The following is an 18,192-nucleotide window of genomic DNA, read 5'->3' on the forward strand; positions in this document are numbered from 1 at the left end:
CGACCCGGCGTGGTCGGGTTGGGCGACGTTATCGTGGTTCCGGCGCCCCGGTCGCCCATGAGGATGGGCTCCTACAGCGGTGTGCCAACGTCCGTCGGCTGGCGCGCGGCGGTGTTGTAGGAGCCGATTCATCGGCGACCCGGCGCCGCTGGCACGGGCGACGTTATCGTGATTCCGGCGCCCGGGTCGCCCATGAGGATGGGCTCCTACAGGGGGGGTGACGGTCGTCGGGGTCAGCGGATCTCGAGCGGCGCGAAGCCCTTCACCAGGTCGTCGATCGCCTTGATCTGGACGAGGAACGGCTCGAGCTTGTCCAGCGGCAACGCACTGGGGCCGTCGCAGCGCGCGTTGTCCGGATCCGGATGCGCTTCCAGGAACAGTCCGGCCAGCCCGACCGCCATGCCCGCGCGGGCCAGTTCCAGCACCTGGCGGCGACGGCCACCGGAGGCCTCCGCGCCCGACTCGCGGCGCTGCAGGCTGTGGGTGACGTCGAAGATCGCCGGCAGGCCGCCGGTCGACTCGACCATCTCGCGGAAGCCGAGCATGTCCACGACCAGGTTGTCGTAGCCGAACTGCGCACCGCGCTCGCACAGGATGATCCGCTCGTTGCCGGCCTCGCGGATCTTGCTGGCGATGTTCTTCATCTGCGACGGGCTGAGGAACTGCGGCTTCTTGATGTTGACCGCGCGCCCGGTGCGCGCGATCGCATCGACCAGGTCGGTCTGCCGCGCCAGGAACGCGGGGATCTGCAGCACGTCGACGACCTCCGCCACCGGCGCGGCCTGCGCCACCTCGTGCACGTCGGTGATCACCGGCACGCCGAGCTGCTTCTTGATCTCCTGGAAGATGCGCAGGCCCTCCTCCAGGCCGACGCCGCGATAGGAATGGATCGAGGAGCGGTTGGCCTTGTCGAACGAGGCCTTGAACACGTACGGGATGCCGAGCTTGCCGGTCACCTTGACGTAGCGCTCGGCCGCGAACAGGGTCGAGTCGAGGTCTTCCAGCACGTTGAGGCCGCCGAACAGCACGAACGGCGCGTCGTTGGCGACGGTGACGGCGTGATTGATCTTCACGGCGACGGGCTGGGGAGTCATGGGTGGCCTCGGTTCGGTACGGGAGGAATGCCGCGCGCTGCGGCGCCTCGTATAGGCGCCGCGCGGCATGCAGGCGGGCATTCTCCCACCGGCGACCGGCCTTGCCTATGGAGTTGCGCGGGGCGGGAAGCCGCCCGCTCCCGCGCCCGCTCCCGGCCCGCATCGGGCGATGGAAGCGGGCGGTCACAACGCGGCTAGGCGGCCAGCCGCCTGCGCATGTAGAACGCCAGTGCGACCTGCAGCGCTCCATAGAGCAGCGCGCCGATCCCCAGCCACACCGCCAGCGTGGCCACGCCGATGTTCGGCCGCGCGATGAACAGCAGTCCCAGCAACAGGGCGAGGATGCCGCTCAGGGCCAGCAGCCAGTTGCCCTCGACCAGGCGGCGCATCTGCACCGCGAACACGATCCTGGCGATGCCGGCGACGACCAGCCAGATCGCCAGCAGCCAGACCAGCACGGTCGCCACCATCTGCGCCTGGAAGATCGCCAGCAGGCCGAAGCCGATCGACGCGGCCGCGTACAGCAGCAACAACCAGTTGGGCAGGGCGACATCCTTGCGGAACACGCTCAGCAGGCTGACCACCCCGTCCGCCAGCGCCAGCAGGCCGAAGGCCATGATCAGCACCCACACGGTCGATTGCGGCTGGAACAGGGCGAACAGGCCGAAGCCGATCGCGAACAGGCCATACAGCAGGAACACCCACCAGGCTCGGGACATGACGGACTCCAAAGGTGTGAGTTGGCGCCGGCGACCCGGGCCCCCGGGCGGATGGAACGCGGCTGCCGGATCAGGCCTCCACCGGCTTGTGCTTTCGGAACCGGAAGCCGGCGAACACCTGCAGCACGCCGTAGGCCAGCGCGCCGGCGCCGATCCAGATGGCGGTGGTGAACAGGCCGATCGCCGGATTGCGCAGGAACACGACGCCCAGCACGATCGCCAGCACGCCGCTGAGCGCGATCAGCCACTCGCCGACGATCTCCTTGCGCACGCGGATGGCGAAGACGATGCGGAAGATGCCGGCGATGACCAGCCAGAACGACAGCATGAAGAACAGGATGCCCGCGGTGGCCTTCGGGTTGGAAACGGCGATCACGCCGAAGGCGATCGAAGCGATCGCGTAAAACAGCAACAGCAGCTTGGGGATCGCCACGCGCTTGTCGAACAGCGCCAGCAGGCTGGCGATGCCGTCGGCCAGGGCCAGGATGCCGAAGGCCCAGGCCATCGCCACCAGCGCCTGGAACGGCTTGGCCAGGGTGAGCAGGCCGAAGGCGATTCCGATCAGGCCGAACAGTACCGAGACCCACCAGCTGCGTCGTACTTCTTCCGCTGTACCCGCTTGCATGCTGCCTCCTGCGCCATGAGGGGGAGCCGCGATGGCCCGCCGGCGTGCCCGGGATACTCCTGTGCGCCGGCCACTGTCAAATGAAGGCTCCGTGCCACCCCGGCCGGCGCACGGCGAGGGGTCGCCGCCACTCATGGCACGCGTGCGCAGATCCACGCATCCACCCGTGCCACCCCGGCCGTGCGCAACGCGATGGCCGCCGCATGCAGGGTCGCGCCGGTGGTCATGACGTCGTCGAACAGGACCACGTGCGCGGGGAGCGGTCCGTGCGCCACGCGGAACGCGCGCTGCAGGTTGCGCCGGCGGGCGGCGGCATCGAGCTCGGACTGGGCCGGGGTACGGCGGACCCGCGCGAGCAGGTCGGTGCGCAGCGGCAGGCGCAGGCGGCGGGCCAGCGGGCGCGCCAGCTCCAGCGCCTGGTCGTAGCCGCGTTCGCGCAGCCGGGTGCGGTGCAAGGGCACCGGGACCAGTGCGCCGGGGCGCTCGCAGCCGGCGAAGGCGGGGGCCATCAACTGCGCCAGCAGGCGCCCGGCGGCCAGGTCGTTGTGGAACTTGTGCCGGCGCAGCAGCCGGTCCACCGGCGCCGCGTAGACGAAGGCCGCGCGTGCGGCCTGCAGGGGCGGCGGCCGCTGCAGGCACGCGCCGCAGGCAGCGGTGGCCGGCAGCGGGAGTGCGCAGCGCGGACAGGCCTGGTCGGCCACTGGCAGCACGCACGCGCACGCGGTGCAGAGGTCGCGGTCGCCCTCGCCCGGCTCGCCGCAGGCCAGGCAGCGCGGCGGCAGGAGCCGGGTGGCCAGGGCGGCCAGCAGCCCGGCCAGCTGGCCGGGCCTCCGGCGGGTAGTGGAGGAGTCGTAAACCATCGGGGTGGGTTCCGGGTTGACAGGTCGCGGGTGGCTTTCCAGACTGCCCCGCCCGGTCCAGTGCCGCCGTCAGGAAACCTCCCGCCATGCCTTCGGAAACCCGCCATGACTGGCGTCGCGAGGAACTGCTCGCCCTGCTCGACCTGCCACTGCCGGAACTGCTGTTCCGCGCGGCGAGCGTGCACCGGGCCAATTTCGACCCGGCCGAGGTCCAGGTGTCGACCCTGCTGTCGGTCAAGACCGGGGGCTGCCCGGAGGATTGCGGCTACTGCCCGCAGGCGCAGCGCTACCACACCGGCGTGGACGCGACCAAGCTGATGGACGCCGCCGACGTGCTGGAGAAGGCCCGCCAGGCCAAGGCGGCCGGTGCGTCGCGCTTCTGCATGGGCGCGGCCTGGCGCAGCCCCAAGGACCGCGACATCCCCAAGGTGGCCGAGATGATCGCCGGGGTGAAGGCGCTGGGCCTGGAGACCTGCGCCACCCTGGGCATGCTCTCGCCGGCCCAGGCCGGCGCGTTGAAGGACGCCGGCCTGGACTACTACAACCACAACCTGGACACCGCGCCGGAGTTCTACGGCGAGGTGATCCAGACGCGCGACTACCAGGACCGGCTGGACACGCTCGGCCACGTCCGCGACGCCGGGCTGAAGACCTGCTGCGGCGGCATCGTCGGCATGGGCGAGACCCGCGCCCAGCGCGCGGGCCTGCTGCAGGCGCTGGCCAACCTGCCCGCGCACCCGGACTCGGTGCCGATCAACCGCCTGGTGCAGGTGCCCGGCACGCCGCTGGCCGGTACCGCCGAGCTGGATCCGTTCGAGTTCGTGCGCACGATCGCGGTGGCCCGGATCACCATGCCGCGTTCCATGGTGCGGCTGTCGGCCGGGCGCGAGGCGATGTCCGACGAGTTGCAGGCGCTGTGTATTGCTGCAGGTGCCAACTCGATCTTCTACGGCGAGAAGCTGCTGACCACGGGCAATCCCGACGTGGAGCGCGACCAGGCGCTGTTCGCGCGGCTCGGTCTGCGGCCCATGCCACTCGTTCATTGTGAATCCGGTCACGGAATCGCGACAGGGGCTGGCGCTACCGTGCATGCCGACATCCTCGAGCCGTCGCCCGCCTGCGGACGCGCGGCCTGACCACGCCGCGCAACGCTCTCCGGGGGGAGGGGCAACGATGGCCCGTACCGACATCCACGAACGCGTCCTCGCCCAGCGCCGCCAGCGCATCGCGCAGGGGCGCCTGCGCGAGCGGCGCACGGTGACCCGCCGCGACGGGGTGCGGGTCGAGGTCGATGGCCAGTGGCTGACCGGCTTCTGCAGCAACGACTACCTGGGCCTGGCCTCGCAGTTCGAGGTCGGCGCCGCCCTGCAGGACGCGGTCTCGCGCGAAGGCACCGGCGCGACCGCCTCGCACCTGGTCTGCGGCCACCACGCCTTGCATGCGCAGCTCGAGCGCGAGATGGCCGAATGGCTCGGCGTGCCGCGCGCGCTGCTGTTCGGCAGTGGCTTCGCCGCCAACCTGGCGGTGCAGCAGGCGCTGCTGGAGGACGACGATGTCTGCGTCCAGGACCGGCTCAACCACGCCAGCCTGATCGACGCCACCCGCCTGGCGGGCGCGCGCCTGCGCCGCTACCCGCACCTGGACCCGGAAGGCGCGATGCGCCAGCTGCGCAACGCGCCAGGCGGCGCGGCGATGCTGGCGACCGATGGCGTCTTCAGCATGGACGGCGACATCGCGCCGTTGCGCGCGCTGTCGCTGGTCGCGCGCACCCAGGATGCGCTGCTGTACGTCGATGACGCCCATGGCGTCGGCGTGCTGGGCCCGCAGGGCCGCGGCACCGCGGCCGACGCCGGCCTGGGCGTGGCCGACGTGCCCCTGCAGCTGGTCACGCTCGGCAAGGCGCTGGGCGGCTACGGCGCAGTGGTCGCCGGCGACGCGGACCTGGTCGAGCACCTCGCCGGCACGGCCCGGCCCTACCTCTACACCACCGCGCTGCCGCCGGCCCTGGCCGCCGCGTCGCTGGCCGCGTTGCGGCTCGCCCGCCGCGACGACTGGCGCCGGACGCGGCTGCAGGAACTGGTCGGCCAGTTCCGCACCGGTGCCGGCCGCTTCGGCCTGGAGCTGATGCCTTCGAGCACGCCGATCCAGCCGGTGCTCTGCGGCGACGAAGCCACCGCGACCGCGATGTCGGCGGCGCTGGAGCGACGCGGTTTCCTGGTCACCGCGATCCGGCCGCCGACCGTGGCCGAGGGGCGTTCGCGCCTGCGCGTGACCCTGACCTCGCTGCACACCCCGCAACAGGTCAATGCCCTGCTCGGCGCCCTGGCCGAAGCGCGCGACCGCCTGGGGCGCGAAGCGGCGGCCTGACCGCGCCGTCGCGGGCCGGCGCCCGCATCGCGGTAGGAGCCGATCTGCATCGGCGGCCCGACGCTGCCGGCCCAGGCGACGCCCTCGCAATCCCGACTCCCGTGTCGCCGATGAAGATCGGCTCCTACAAATACGGGGTCGCCGGCGCACGGGCCGCGCCGCCGTCGGCGACAATGGCCGCATGCACATCGAAACCGTGGGCCATGGCCCCGACCTGGTCCTGATCCACGGCTGGGCGCTGCACGGCGGCGTGTTCGCACCGCTGGTCGAGCGCCTCTCCGACCGCTTCCGCCTGCACCTGGTGGACCTGCCCGGGCATGGCTACAGCCGCGATCCGGAGGACAGCCTGGATCTGGCCGCCACGGCCAGCGCGATCGCCGCGCGCACGCCGCCGGCGACATGGCTGGGCTGGTCGCTGGGCGGCCTGTTCGCGTTGCGCGCCGCGGCCACCCTGCCGACGGTGCGAGGCCTGGTGATGGTCGCGGCGACCCCGCGCTTCGTCCGCGCCCCGGACTGGCCGCATGCGGTCGACGCCACCGTCTTCAGCCGCTTCGGCGAGGAACTGGCGGGCGACTACGCCGGCACCTTGGACCGCTTCATCGCCCTGGACACGCTGGGTTCGGAACACGGCCGCGCCGAGCTCAAGACCCTGCGCGCGTTGCTGCACGCGCGCGGCGAGCCGGACCCCGAAGCGTTGCAGGCGGGCCTGCGCCTGCTCGATGCCAGCGACATGCGCCGCGCGCTGCCGCGGCTGGCGGTGCCGAGCCTGTGGCTGGGCGGTCGCCGCGACCGGCTGGTGGACCCGCGCGGCATGGCCGCGGCGGCGGCTCTGGCGCCGCGTTCGCGCTTCGTCGAACTGGCCGGGGCCGCGCACGCGCCGTTCCTCGGCCACGCCGCCGACGTGGCAGCGGAAATCGGCGCTTTCGCCGACAATATCGCCCCCTGAACCAGCCCCTCCGCGCAATGGACCCGCTGTTCGACTCCCGCCACGTGCGTCGCGCCTTCTCGCGCGCGGCCGCCGGCTATGACGCCGCCGCCGCGCTGCAGGCCGAGGTGCGCACGCGGCTGCTCGAGTCGCTGGCCTATCTCGACGACCGCCAGCCGTCGGTCGTGCTCGATGTCGGCAGCGGGACCGGCCACGCCGCGGCGGCGATGAGGAAGCGCTGGCCCAAGGCGCGGGTGGTCGCGCTGGACCTGGCCTTGCCGATGCTGCGCCAGGCGCGCCGGCAGGCCGGCTGGTGGAAGCCGTTCAACCGCGTCTGCGCCGACGCGCGCGCGCTGCCGCTGGCCGAAGGCAGCGTCGACGTGATCTTCAGCAACCTGTGCCTGCAGTGGGTCGAGGACCTGCCGGCGGTGTTCGCCGGGTTCCGCCGCGTGCTCCGGCCCGGCGGCCTCATGCTGTGTTCTAGCTTCGGCCCGGAGACGCTGGCGGAGCTGCGCGAGGCGTTCGCCCAGGCCGATGCGTCCCCGCACGTGAGCCCGTTCGCCTCGATCGCGCAGTTCGGCGACGCACTGTTGTCGGCCGGATTCCGCGACCCGGTGGTCGACCGCGACCTGTTCAACCTGACCTATCCCGACTTGCCGGCGCTGATGCGCGAGCTGCGCGCGATCGGTGCGACCAACGCGATGGCCTCGCGCCGCCGCAGCCTCACCGGACGCGCGCGCTTCGCCGCCGCCGCCGCCGCCTACGAACCCCTGCGCGACGGCCAGGGGCGCCTGCCCAGCAGCTGGGAAGTGATCTACGCCCAGGCCTGGGCGCCAGCGCCCGGCATGCCGATCCGCGAAGGCGGCCATGAAGTCGCCACGGTACCGCTGTCGCAGATCCCGATCCGTCGCCGGCCGTTGCCGTAGGCGCCCATCTTCATGGGCGACGCTGCCGGCGGCGTCGGCTGCGCCCGTGACCCATGGCGGCGTGCCTGCGTGCGTCGGGTCGCCGATGAGGATCGGTTCCTACAACGTCGGGAGCGCCACTTGGCGTGGGCGGCGGCGGTCTCTCCCTGTAGGAGCCCATCTTCATGGGCGACACGGGCATCGGCAGGACCGGCGGCGTTACCTGCGCCTGCGACCCATGACCTCGCCGGGGCCGGTGTAGCGTCGCTGCGCCTGAAGCCCATGGCGTCGGCGTGCCTGCGTGCGCCGGGTCGCCGATGAAGATCGGCTCCTACGTGGCCAGTTGGGGTCGCCGATGGGCTCGGCGTTGCGGCAGGCAGCCGAGCGGCGCTCAGCGCGAAACCTGCACGATCCAGTCCTGCAGGTTGTAGTAGTTGCTCACCCGCGCGATGCGGTCGTCGCGGATGTCGAAGAAAGCGCCGCCCGGCAGCACGTACGGCTGGCCGTGCGCCGGCGGCAGGCCTTCGTCGTCGCGCAGGTACTGGCCATGGACTACGTACTCCGCGGCGGCGCGGTCGCCGTCCTGCGAGGCCAGCACCACGATGTCGCGCAGCTGTTCGCGATAGCTCGCATCCATGCGCTGCATGAACGCGGCGAACGCCGGCTTGCCGGTTTCGCGCGCGCCCTGGTTGAGGTCGTGCACCACCTCGTCGTGCAGCAGCGCGAGCATCGCCTCGCGGTCGCCACGGTTGAAGGCGGCGTAGTACGCGAGGACGAGTTCGATGGCGCGGTCCTGGCGGCGGGTGCCGTCGATCTTCATGGGAATGTCCGCAGTTCGAGGGAGGACATGATACCCCCCGGGGTGCGCGGCTCCAGCCTGCACGAGCCCGCGCACCCGCCCGCTCAGGCGACGCGCACCACCAGGTCGCGGTGGAAGAAGTACACCTCCTGCAGCAGGAAGCGCCACTGCGTGTGCACGGTGCGGAAGCGCGTGCTCGGCGTCGGCGAGCCGACCGCGTCGATGCCCAGCTCGCGCGACAGGCGCAGCGCGCGCGACATGTGCAGCGGGTCGCTGACCACGATTACCCGGTGCAGGCCGCGCTCCTGCATCAGCTTGCGTGCCTGCAGCAGGTTCTCGCGGGTGTTGCGCGAGACCGCTTCGATCATGATCGCCGAGTCGGGGATGCCTTGCTGCAACGCGTACTTGCGCGCCACCTGCGATTCGGCGAACGGCGCACCGTTACCGTAGCCGCCGGTGAACAGCAGCACCGGTGCGTAGCCACGGCGGTAGAGGTCCAGGCCATGGTTGATCCGCTCCTTGAATACCGGCGACGGATTCTTGTGGTACGCCGCGGCGCCCAGGACGATGATCGCGTCGGCCTGCGCCGCCTGGTCGCGCTGGCCGACCCAGACGATCCAGCCGGCCACGCCGAGCAGCCAGGCCAGCGCGAGCAGCAGCAGGCGCCCCAGCCAGCCGGACCAGCCGCGGCGGCGCCCGCGCCCGCGCCGCGCCGACGCGCTCATGCGCGCCATGGCAGCGCCTCGAGGTCGACGTTGCCGCCGCTCAGGACCAGCCCGACCCGCTTGCCGGCGAAGCGCGCCGGCTCGGCCAGCACGGCGGCCAGCGCGATCGCCGAGGACGGCTCGACCACCTGCTTGAGCACCTGCCAGGCCAGGCGCATCGCCGCGATCGTGGCGTCGTCGTCGACCACCACGACCCCGGCGCCGGCGGCTCGCAGCAGTTCGAAGTTGGGTGCGCCCAGCGCGCCGCGCAATCCGTCGCAGACCGTGTCGGGCACGAAGTCGATGCGACGCTCGCCGGCCGCCAGCGAGCGCGCGGTGTCGGCGGCGCCGGCCGGCTCGGCCAGCACCAGCCCGCAGTCCGGTGCCACCGCGGCCAGCGCCAGCGCGGTGCCGGCGGCCAGGCCGCCACCACCGACCGGTACCACCATCACGTCCGGTGCGCCCGCCTGCCCGGCCAGTTCCAGCGCCGCCGTGCCCTGGCCGGCGATGACCCGGGCATCGGCATACGGGTGCACCAGCTGCGCGCCGGTGGCCTGCTGGACCTGGGCGCAGGTCGCCTCGCGCGCGGCCTGGGTCGCCTCGCAGCGCCACAGGGTCGCCCCATGCCGCTGGATGTTGGCCAGCTTGGCGGCGACCGCCCCCTCGGGCACGACCACGTGGCAGGCGATGCCGCGGCCCCGCGCGGCCAGTGCCAGTGCGGCGCCGTGGTTGCCGGACGAATGGGTGACCACGCCGTGGGCCGCCTCCGCCTCGGACAGCGACCACACCGCGTTGCAGGCGCCGCGGAACTTGAAGGCGCCGCCGCGCTGCAGGTGCTCGGCCTTGAACAGCAGCTGGCAGCCGGCCATCGCATCGAGCGTGCGTGATCGCAGCACCGGGGTCAGGTCGGCATGGCCGGCGATGCGGGTGGCGGCGGCGAGGACGTCGTCGGCGACGGGCAGTGCGGCAGGCATGTGCGAAGGTTAGCGCATCGGCGCGCCGCGCCGCCGCGCCTGAACCGTTGCCGCCGCGACCCGGCGGATTAAGCACGTATTCAATGCGCCACGCCGAAGCTGGGTCCACATATCGCGGGGGGACCGCCATGAAACTTCGACTGTTCACCAGCGCGGCACTGGCGCTGGCGCTGGGCGGATGCACCACGTATGGCTACGTGGGCGATGGCGGCGGCTACTACACCGGCGCGCCGACCACGCAGTACAGCTACTCCGGGTACGGCTATGGCTACGGCGGATACGGTTATGGCGCGCCGTACTACGCCTACCGCCCAGGGGTCTCGTTCGGGCTGTCCTATGGCTACCCGTACTACTACTACCCCGGCGGTCCCTATCGCCCGCCGTACTACGGGCGTCCGTACTACCCGCGGCCACCGCATTACCACCCGCGTCCGGACCACGACCACGACCATGGCCACGGCGGCCGTCCCGACCACGGCGGCCGGCCGGAGCGTCCGCCGGTCGCCAACGACGGCCAGCCGCCGCCGCTCAATCGCGCGCCCTGGCGCGACCTGGAACGGCTGCGCCGTGGCGAGTACGGCGAAGGCACGCCGCCGCCGCGCCAGCCGCGACCGGGCACGCTCGACGCGGGCGGTGGGCCCGTGGTCGGCGGCCAGGTCGGTCCGCGACCGGGCAATGGGGTCCGGCCCGCACCGCCGCAGGGGTACCGTCCCCCGGCCACGCGGGTGTCCGGGATGGGGGGTGCTGACGCCGGCGAACGCTCGATGGCGCCACGTCCCTCCGGGCGCAGCCAGAGCGCGCCCCAGCGCAGCGCTCCGAGGTCGGATGCCACGCGCCAGAGGTCGGGCCGGAGTGCGACGCGCGACACAATCGAGCCCTGAAAAATCGCTTGCTTTTGGCCTGAGTCTGGTCGCAATCTAAGGCCGTACATGACCGGTTGCGTCAGGTTTTGACCCGACTGGCCCAGTCCATGTCGATGTCCGGCAGGGAAATCTGGATCCCCCCTGTTCCGGCCCTGTCGGACGTCGACGCCCCTACGGCAGCCCGGCCCCAGCCGGGCTGCCTGTTTTTTTGCGGGCATCGTCACGGCGGGCGGGCTCCGGACAAAAAAATGGGGCCGGCAGTCCCCCGACTACCGGCCCCTCGGCTTCCCCATCGCGCGCGTGGCTGGCCCCTGTTCCAATTCCAGCCCGCGCCCCCGACGCATTGCCGCGATGGGTGCACGGGATGGTTACCGCAGGAAGCGTGCCAACGCCGCCAGGCCGTCGGACGGACTGGCGGTAGAATCGCCACCCCGCGGCAGTCTTCCCGCCGCCGGCACCGACCCCGTCCATGAGCCACTCCTTCCACCACTACGACGTCATCGTGATCGGCGGCGGCCATGCCGGCACCGAGGCGGCGCTCGCGTCCGCGCGCGCCGGCGCGCGCACGCTGCTGTTGACCCACAACATCGAGACCGTGGGCGCGATGAGCTGCAACCCGGCCATCGGCGGCATCGGCAAGGGCCACCTGGTCAGGGAGATCGACGCGCTGGGCGGGGCGATGGCACGGGCGGCCGATCTGGCCGGCATCCAGTGGCGCACGCTCAACGCGAGCAAGGGCCCGGCGGTGCGCGCCACCCGCTGCCAGGCAGACCGCTCGCTGTACCGCGCCGCGATCCGCCGCATCGTCGAGGGCCAGCCGAACCTGACCGTGTTCCAGGCGGCGGTCGATGATCTCCTGATTCAAAACGGCATGGACGAAGGCGACGCCGTGCGCGGCGCGGTCACCCAGACCGGACTGCGCTTCCACGCGCCCGCCGTGGTCCTGACCGCCGGCACCTTCCTCGCCGGCAAGATCCACATCGGCGAAACCCAGTACACCGCCGGGCGCATGGGCGACCCGCCCGCCACCACCCTGGCCGCGCGCCTGCGCGAGCGCCCGTTCGCGATCGACCGGCTCAAGACCGGCACGCCGCCGCGGATCGACGGACGCACGCTCGACTACTCGGTGATGGAGGAGCAGCCCGGCGACGACCCGATGCCGGTGATGTCGTTCCTGGGCGACGTGCGCGAGCATCCGCGCCAGGTGTCGTGCTGGATCACCCATACCTCCGAGCGTACCCACGAGATCATCCGCGGTGCGCTCGACCGTTCGCCGCTGTACACCGGCCAGATCGAAGGCATCGGCCCGCGCTACTGCCCCTCGATCGAGGACAAGGTGGTGCGCTTCGCCGAGAAGGCCAGCCACCAGATCTTCGTCGAGCCCGAAGGGCTGGACGTGGCCGAGATCTATCCCAACGGCATCTCCACCTCGCTGCCGTTCGACGTCCAGCTGGAGCTGGTGCGCTCGATCCGCGGCTTCGGGAACGCGCACATCACCCGGCCCGGCTACGCGATCGAGTACGACTTCTTCGATCCGCGCGGGCTCAAGCCCACGCTGGAGACCAGGCTGGTGGCGGGCCTGTTCTTCGCCGGCCAGATCAACGGCACCACCGGCTACGAGGAAGCGGCCGCGCAGGGGCTGCTGGCGGGCCTGAACGCCGCGCGCTTCGTGCACGGCCATGACGGCTGGTCGCCGCGCCGCGACGAGGCGTACCTGGGCGTGCTGGTCGACGACCTGATCACCCACGGCACCACCGAGCCGTACCGCATGTTCACCAGTCGCGCCGAGTACCGGTTGCAGCTGCGCGAGGACAATGCCGACCTGCGCCTGACGGCGAAGGGTCGCGAGCTCGGCGTGGTGGACGAGGCGCGCTGGGCGCGGTTCGAGGCCAAGCGCGAGGCGATCGAACGCGAAACCGCGCGCCTGGGCGCGCTGTGGGCCGCGCCGGCCAACGCGCTGGGGCGCGAGGTGGAAGCCGTGCTGGGCGTGGCGGTCAGCCGCGAGACCAGCGCGCTGGACCTGATCCGGCGCCCGGAACTGGGCTACGCGGCGCTCATGCGGGTCCCGGCGCTCGGTCCGGGCGTGGATGACGCCCAGGTGGCCGAGCAGGTCGAGATCGGGATCAAGTACGCCGGTTACGTCGAGCGCCAGCGCGAGGAGATCGCGCGCCAGCAGCGGCATGAGGAGACCGCCATCCCGGCCGCCTTCGACTACGCCGCCGTGCGCGGCCTGTCGGCCGAGGTGCAGCAGAAGCTCGAACGCGTGCGTCCGCTGACCATCGGCCAGGCCCAGCGCATTCCCGGCATGACCCCGGCGGCGATCTCGCTGCTGCTGGTCCACCTCGAGCGCCTGCGGCGCAGCCGGGTGGCCTGACCGCGGCCGGACGGGGGCGCGCGCCTTTCGTAGAGCCGGGCTTGCCCGGCTGCTGTTCTCCGCGCGCGCCAAGTTGCGGCGGCAGCCGGGCAAGCCCGGCTCTACGGGTGCTGGCATCAGGGCCGGGGCTGGGGCAGGCTGGCGCCATGGACGCGCCGGCCGAGCGGGCGAAGACGCCGTGGTACGCCCCCACCGAAGCGGGGGTGCTGCGGATATCGATCATCGCCACGGCGGTGGTGGCCGCGCTCGGGATCGTGTTCGGCCTGCTCTCCGGCTCCTACGCGATCGTCTTCGACGGCGTCTACTCGCTGGCCGACGGTGCCACCAGCGTGGTCGCGCTGCTGGTAGCCAACCTGATCGCGAACTACAACGCCAGCGATGCGTCGAACCGGCGCCTGGTCGAGAAGTTCACCATGGGCTTCTGGCACCTGGAACCGATGGTGCTCGGCGCCACCGGCCTGCTGCTGTCCGGTGCCGCGGTCTACGCCTTCATCAACGCGGTCGGCAGCTTCATGGCCGGTGGCCGGCCGCTGCAGTTCGGCCAGGCCATCGTCTACGCCGCGGCGACGGTGCTGATCAGCCTGGCGATGGCCTGGTACGGCCGCCGCGCCAACCGGCGCCTGCGCTCGGACTTCATCGCGATGGACGTACGGGGCTGGCTGATGTCGGCCGCAATCACCGCCGCGCTGCTGGTCGCCTTCGTCATCGGCCTGGCGATCCAGGGCACGGCGCTGGAATGGATCTCGCCGTACATCGACCCGGCGGTGCTGGCGCTGGTGTGCCTGGTGGTCTTCCCGATCCCGCTCGGCGCGGTGCGGCAGGCGCTGGAGGAGATCCTGCTGGTCACGCCGACCGAACTGAAGCAGCACGTGGACCGGGTGGCCGGCGAGGTGGTCGCGCGCCATGGCTTCACCGGCTATCGCGCCTACGTGGCCAAGGTCGGGCGCGGCCGGCAGATCGAGCTGTACTTCATCGCGCCGTCCGGCTGGCCGGCACGCACGCTGGAAGAGTGGGACGCGCTGCGCGACGAGATTGGCGAAGCGATCGGCGGCGATTCCCCCGACCGCTGGCTGACCATCGCCTTCACTACCGACCGCGAGTGGGCCGAGTAGTCGCGGCGCAGCGAGCGCCGCTCATCGACGCATGGCGCGGTTCCAGGGCATGCGCGACAGCAGCTTGGCCATGCCACAGGAGCCGGACAGTCCGGCGAACACCAGGCCCGCGCCGACAAGCCCGCTCAACAGCAGGAACCCGGGCGATACCGTCGCCGCCAGCACGGCTCCCAGCAGCACCAGGCTGCCGGCGGCGATCTGGACCTGGCGCATGAGCTCCAGCGGAGCGCGGGCGTCACGCGTCACCGGCAGGCCGGCCTGCTTCCATGCGTCGATGCCGCCATCGACGACATAGGCGGTGCAACCGGCGGTGGCGGCCTGCAGCGCGGCGGCATTGGCGCGCGTGCGCATCCCGGAGCGGCAATGGAACAACACGACGCCGCTTGCGTCGCGCAGTGCGGGCGCATCGGCCAACCGCGCCAGCGGTACGCAGTGCGCACCATCGATGTGCTCGCGCGCGTGCTCGTCCGTCTCGCGGATGTCGACCAGCAGCGCGCCCTGGTCGAGGAGTGCGCGGGCTTCGCGCGGGGATATCGTCTGCATCGGAAGTGGCTCGCGGTTCAGGGACAGAACACCGACTTGAGCGCGGCCACCAGGGTCTCCACGCGCGGATCGTCGATGCGGTAGTAGGCCGATTGCGCCTCGCGGCGGGCGGCCACCAGGCCGTCCTCGCGCATCCGGGCCAGGTGCTGGGACAGGGCCGACTGGCTCAGGTCCACCTCCGCCTGCATCTGGCCGACGGTCATCTCGCCATGCTCGATCAGCAGGCACAGCAGGAGCAGGCGCTGTTCGTTGCCCAGCGTGCGCAGCATCGACGCGGCCTGTTCGGCCCCGTGCTGCATGAATTTCCTGTCCTGGCGGGTCGGGCTCATGCGGGCATCATATCAGAACTTGCTAAATTAGCAAATACTAATATAATGCCTGCATCGGCACCCGCCCTTCATCCGGAGACGAATCATGAACGACCTGTCCTACCAGGACCTGACCCGCGGCATCTCGCGCAACCTGGCCCCGCTACGCACCCATAACGCGGACGTGATGCAGGGTTTCGGCGCGTTGAGCAAGGCGGCGATGGCGCCAGGCGTGCTGGACGAGAAGACCAAGGAACTGATCGCCATGGCGATCGGCGTGGCCAACCGCTGCGACGGCTGCCTCGGCTTCCACGCCAAGGCGCTGGTGCGGCTGGGCGCCACGCCGGAGGAGTTCCGCGAAATGCTGGGCGTGGCCGTCTACATGGGCGGCGGGCCGTCGCTGATGTATGCCGCCAATGCGCAGGCGGCATACGACGAGTTCAGCAACGCCGCGGCCTGACGTAGAGCGGGGCCCTGCCCCGCTCCACGAAAGCCACGCTACCAGCGGCCTCAACTGCGGCGCAGGCCCTTGAGCGCGTCGGCCATGGCGCTGTTGAACGGCGCGGCCTGCTGCGCCGGACGCGCGTTGCCGCCGCCGCCGCCGCGATTGCGGTCGTTGCCGCGCGCATCGCGCGGCGCGCCGGGCCGGCCGGCGTCTCGCCGCGCGGCATCGCGGTCGCCGGGGCGCGGTGCGGCCTGGCCGGGTTCGTCGTCCAGGCGCCGGGTCAGGGCGATGCGCTTGCGTGCCACGTCGACCTCCAGCACCTTGACCTTGACGATGTCGCCGGCCTTCACCACCTCGCGCGGATCCTTCACGAAGCGGTCCGACAGCGCCGAGATGTGCACCAGCCCGTCCTGGTGCACGCCGATGTCGACGAACGCGCCGAACGCGGCGACATTGCTGACTACGCCTTCCAGGATCATGCCCGGGCGCAGGTCCTTGATGTCCTCCACGCCCTCAGCAAATTGCGCGGCCTTGAACTCAGGGCGCGGGTCGCGGCCCGGCTTCTCCAGTTCCTTGAGGATGTCGCGCACGGTCGGCACGCCGAAGCGCTCGTCGGTGTACTGCTCGGCCTTGAGCGAGCGCAGGAACGCGCTGTCGCCGATGATCTGCTTCACCGCGCGGCCGCTGCCGGCGAGGATGCGCTCGACCACCGGATAGGCTTCCGGGTGCACCGAGGATGCATCCAGCGGCTGCTCGCCATCGGCGATGCGCAGGAAGCCGGCGCACTGCTCGAAGGTCTTCTCGCCCAGCCGCGGCACCTTCAGCAACGCCTTGCGCGAGGCGAACGCGCCGTTCTGGTCGCGATACACGACGATGTTCTCGGCCACCGTGGACGACAGGCCCGACACGCGCGCCAGCAGCGCGGCCGAGGCGGTGTTCACGTCCACGCCGACCGCGTTCACGCAGTCCTCGACCCTCGCGTCCAGCGCGCGCGCCAGCCGGTACTGGTCGACGTCGTGCTGGTACTGGCCCACGCCAATCGCCTTGGGTTCGATCTTGACCAGCTCGGCCAACGGGTCCTGCAGGCGCCGGGCAATGGAGACCGCGCCGCGCAGCGACACGTCCAGGCCGGGGAACTCCTTCGCCGCCAGCTCGGAAGCCGAGTACACCGAGGCGCCGGCTTCGCTGACCACGATCTTCTGCATCTTCAGCTCGGGCGCCAGCTTGAGCAGCTCGCCGGCCAGCTTGTCCGTCTCGCGCGAGGCGGTGCCATTGCCGATCGCCACCAGCTGCACGCCATGGGCGACGCACAGCTTGCGCAGCGAGGCCAGCGACGCGTCCCACTGGCGCCTGGGTTCATGCGGATAGATGGTGTCGGTGGCCACCAGCTTGCCGGTGGCGTCGACCACGGCGACCTTCACCCCGGTGCGCAGGCCCGGATCCAGGCCGAGCACGGCCTTCGGCCCGGCCGGTGCGGCCAGCAGCAGGTCCTTGAGGTTGTCGCCGAACACCGCGATCGCCTCGGCCTCGGCCTTCTCGCGCGCCTGGTTGAACAGGTCCAGCAGCAGATGCAGGTGGATCTTGGCGCGCCAGGCCAGGCGGCAGGCGTTGCGCAGCCAGGCATCGGCGGCGCGGCCGCGGTCCTCGATCCCGGCATGGCGGGCGATGCGGCCCTCGGCGTAGGCGTTGCCGGCCTCGGCGTCGGTGCCCGGGTCGAGCTCCAGCTGCAGGAATTCCTCGCGGCGCCCGCGGAACAGCGCCAGCAGGCGGTGCGAGGGGATCTTCGCCAGCGGCTCGGCGTGGTCGAAGTAGTCGCGGAACTTCTCGCCGGCCGCCTCCTTGCCTTCCACGACCTTGGCGCGGATCACGCCGTTGGCCTCCAGCCACTGGCGCAGCTCGCCCAGCAGCGCCGCATCCTCGCCCCAGCGCTCGATCAGGATCGCGCGCGCGCCCTCCAGCGCGGCCTTGGCGTCGGCCACGCCCTTGTCGGCGTCGACGAACGACGCGGCGAACGCCTCGGGCACCTGCGAGGGATCGGCGAGCAGGCCATCGGCCAGCGGCTCCAGCCCGGCCTCGCGCGCGATCTGCGCGCGGGTGCGGCGCTTCTGCTTGTACGGCAGGTACAGGTCCTCCAGCCGGGACTTGCTGTCGGCGGCCTCGATCTCGGCGCGCAGTTCGTCGGTCAGCTTGCCCTGCTCGTCGATGCTGGCCAGGATCGTGGCGCGGCGCTCTTCCATCTCGCGCAGGTAGGCCAGGCGCACTTCGAGGTTGCGCAGCTGGGTGTCGTCGAGGCCGCCGGTGACTTCCTTGCGGTAGCGCGCGATGAACGGCACGGTCGCGCCCTCGTCGAGCAGTCCGACGGCGGCGACCACCTGCGCGGGTTGCGCGCCGATCTCCCCGGCGATGGTCTGGGCGATCTTGCGCGCGAGCGCGGCGGAGAGTTCGGTCATGGACTGCGGATTCTGTGGCGGAAAGCGGAGTCCGATTGTGGCAACCGAGGCGCGTCTAACCAAGCCGTTGACAAGACACGGTGGCTGCGGTGCGCAAATACGACGCTAGCGTGCCTCTCTTATCA

At 71.6% G+C, this 18,192-nt stretch carries 18 protein-coding genes; 8 read left to right on the top strand and 10 right to left on the bottom strand.

Annotated elements, in window-relative coordinates; all coding sequences use genetic code 11:
• Nucleotides 1-233: 233 nt before the first annotated feature.
• The 4 genes from kdsA to CSC66_RS03600 form a co-directional block, all read right to left on the bottom strand.
• Nucleotides 234-1,094, bottom strand: a complete 861-nt coding sequence (gene kdsA / locus CSC66_RS03585) for a 3-deoxy-8-phosphooctulonate synthase (RefSeq protein ID WP_162376011.1) — start codon at nt 1,092-1,094, stop codon at nt 234-236.
• Nucleotides 1,095-1,288: 194 nt separating this feature from the next.
• Nucleotides 1,289-1,813 (bottom strand): HdeD family acid-resistance protein, encoded by a 525-nt coding sequence (locus CSC66_RS03590; RefSeq protein ID WP_238394256.1) that lies wholly within the window; start codon nt 1,811-1,813, stop codon nt 1,289-1,291.
• Nucleotides 1,814-1,883: 70 nt separating this feature from the next.
• Entirely contained in the window at nt 1,884-2,438 is a 555-nt protein-coding gene (locus CSC66_RS03595; RefSeq protein WP_162376013.1) for an HdeD family acid-resistance protein, read from the bottom strand.
• Nucleotides 2,439-2,569: 131 nt separating this feature from the next.
• Nucleotides 2,570-3,298 (bottom strand): ComF family protein, encoded by a 729-nt coding sequence (locus CSC66_RS03600; RefSeq protein WP_162376014.1) that lies wholly within the window; start codon nt 3,296-3,298, stop codon nt 2,570-2,572.
• Nucleotides 3,299-3,384: 86 nt separating this feature from the next.
• On the opposite strand from CSC66_RS03600, the gene bioB reads away from it, so the two are divergent.
• From bioB to bioC, 4 genes are all read left to right on the top strand, one after another.
• Entirely contained in the window at nt 3,385-4,434 is a 1,050-nt protein-coding gene (gene bioB / locus CSC66_RS03605; protein WP_162376015.1) for a biotin synthase BioB, read from the top strand.
• A 37-nt stretch (nt 4,435-4,471) separates the two neighbouring features.
• Nucleotides 4,472-5,665, top strand: coding sequence for an 8-amino-7-oxononanoate synthase (gene bioF / locus CSC66_RS03610; protein WP_162376016.1), 1,194 nt, complete (start codon nt 4,472-4,474; stop codon nt 5,663-5,665).
• A gap of 181 nt (nt 5,666-5,846) precedes the next feature.
• Nucleotides 5,847-6,611, top strand: coding sequence for a pimeloyl-ACP methyl ester esterase BioH (gene bioH, locus CSC66_RS03615; protein WP_162376017.1), 765 nt, complete (start codon nt 5,847-5,849; stop codon nt 6,609-6,611).
• Nucleotides 6,612-6,628: 17 nt separating this feature from the next.
• Nucleotides 6,629-7,516 (top strand): malonyl-ACP O-methyltransferase BioC, encoded by an 888-nt coding sequence (gene bioC, locus CSC66_RS03620; protein ID WP_162376018.1) that lies wholly within the window; start codon nt 6,629-6,631, stop codon nt 7,514-7,516.
• Nucleotides 7,517-7,886: 370 nt separating this feature from the next.
• On the opposite strand, the gene CSC66_RS03625 is transcribed toward bioC, so the two are convergent.
• From CSC66_RS03625 to CSC66_RS03635, 3 genes are all read right to left on the bottom strand, one after another.
• The gene (locus tag CSC66_RS03625; RefSeq protein WP_162376019.1) at nt 7,887-8,315 is read right to left on the bottom strand and encodes a ketosteroid isomerase-related protein; all 429 of its coding nucleotides are present in this window, start codon (nt 8,313-8,315) and stop codon (nt 7,887-7,889) included.
• An 83-nt stretch (nt 8,316-8,398) separates the two neighbouring features.
• Nucleotides 8,399-9,019 carry a YdcF family protein gene (locus CSC66_RS03630; RefSeq protein ID WP_238394275.1) on the bottom strand — a complete coding sequence of 207 codons (621 nt, stop codon included), beginning with the start codon at nt 9,017-9,019 and terminating at the stop codon, nt 8,399-8,401.
• Entirely contained in the window at nt 9,016-9,972 is a 957-nt protein-coding gene (locus CSC66_RS03635) for a pyridoxal-phosphate dependent enzyme (protein WP_162376021.1), read from the bottom strand. Before CSC66_RS03635 ends, CSC66_RS03630 begins: the two co-directional genes overlap by 4 nt.
• Before the next feature lie 128 nt (nt 9,973-10,100).
• Between CSC66_RS03635 and CSC66_RS17435 the strand changes: the two genes are divergently transcribed.
• The 3 genes from CSC66_RS17435 (at nt 10,101) to CSC66_RS03650 (ending at nt 14,321) form a co-directional block, all read left to right on the top strand.
• On the top strand, nt 10,101-10,853 hold the full coding sequence (locus CSC66_RS17435; RefSeq protein WP_202935586.1) for a hypothetical protein: 753 nt from the start codon (nt 10,101-10,103) through the stop codon (nt 10,851-10,853).
• Nucleotides 10,854-11,304: 451 nt separating this feature from the next.
• Entirely contained in the window at nt 11,305-13,209 is a 1,905-nt protein-coding gene (gene mnmG, locus CSC66_RS03645) for a tRNA uridine-5-carboxymethylaminomethyl(34) synthesis enzyme MnmG (protein WP_162376022.1), read from the top strand.
• Between the two features lie 146 nt (nt 13,210-13,355).
• Entirely contained in the window at nt 13,356-14,321 is a 966-nt protein-coding gene (locus CSC66_RS03650; RefSeq protein ID WP_162376023.1) for a cation diffusion facilitator family transporter, read from the top strand.
• Nucleotides 14,322-14,342: 21 nt separating this feature from the next.
• Here CSC66_RS03650 and CSC66_RS03655 read toward each other — a convergent pair whose 3' ends face one another.
• Together CSC66_RS03655 and CSC66_RS03660 are read right to left on the bottom strand one after the other, a co-directional pair.
• Nucleotides 14,343-14,864 carry a rhodanese family protein gene (locus CSC66_RS03655; RefSeq protein ID WP_162376024.1) on the bottom strand — a complete coding sequence of 174 codons (522 nt, stop codon included), beginning with the start codon at nt 14,862-14,864 and terminating at the stop codon, nt 14,343-14,345.
• Nucleotides 14,865-14,881: 17 nt separating this feature from the next.
• Nucleotides 14,882-15,193, bottom strand: a complete 312-nt coding sequence (locus CSC66_RS03660) for an ArsR/SmtB family transcription factor (RefSeq protein ID WP_162376025.1) — start codon at nt 15,191-15,193, stop codon at nt 14,882-14,884.
• A gap of 85 nt (nt 15,194-15,278) precedes the next feature.
• Here CSC66_RS03660 and CSC66_RS03665 point away from each other — a divergent pair, with 85 nt between their 5' ends.
• On the top strand, nt 15,279-15,632 hold the full coding sequence (locus CSC66_RS03665) for a carboxymuconolactone decarboxylase family protein (protein ID WP_162376026.1): 354 nt from the start codon (nt 15,279-15,281) through the stop codon (nt 15,630-15,632).
• Between the two features lie 50 nt (nt 15,633-15,682).
• Here CSC66_RS03665 and CSC66_RS03670 read toward each other — a convergent pair whose 3' ends face one another.
• Entirely contained in the window at nt 15,683-18,067 is a 2,385-nt protein-coding gene (locus CSC66_RS03670) for a Tex family protein (protein WP_162376027.1), read from the bottom strand.
• Nucleotides 18,068-18,192: the final 125 nt, after the last annotated feature.

The organism is Pseudoxanthomonas kaohsiungensis (assembly GCF_010211765.1).
GTDB lineage: Bacteria > Pseudomonadota > Gammaproteobacteria > Xanthomonadales > Xanthomonadaceae > Pseudoxanthomonas > Pseudoxanthomonas kaohsiungensis.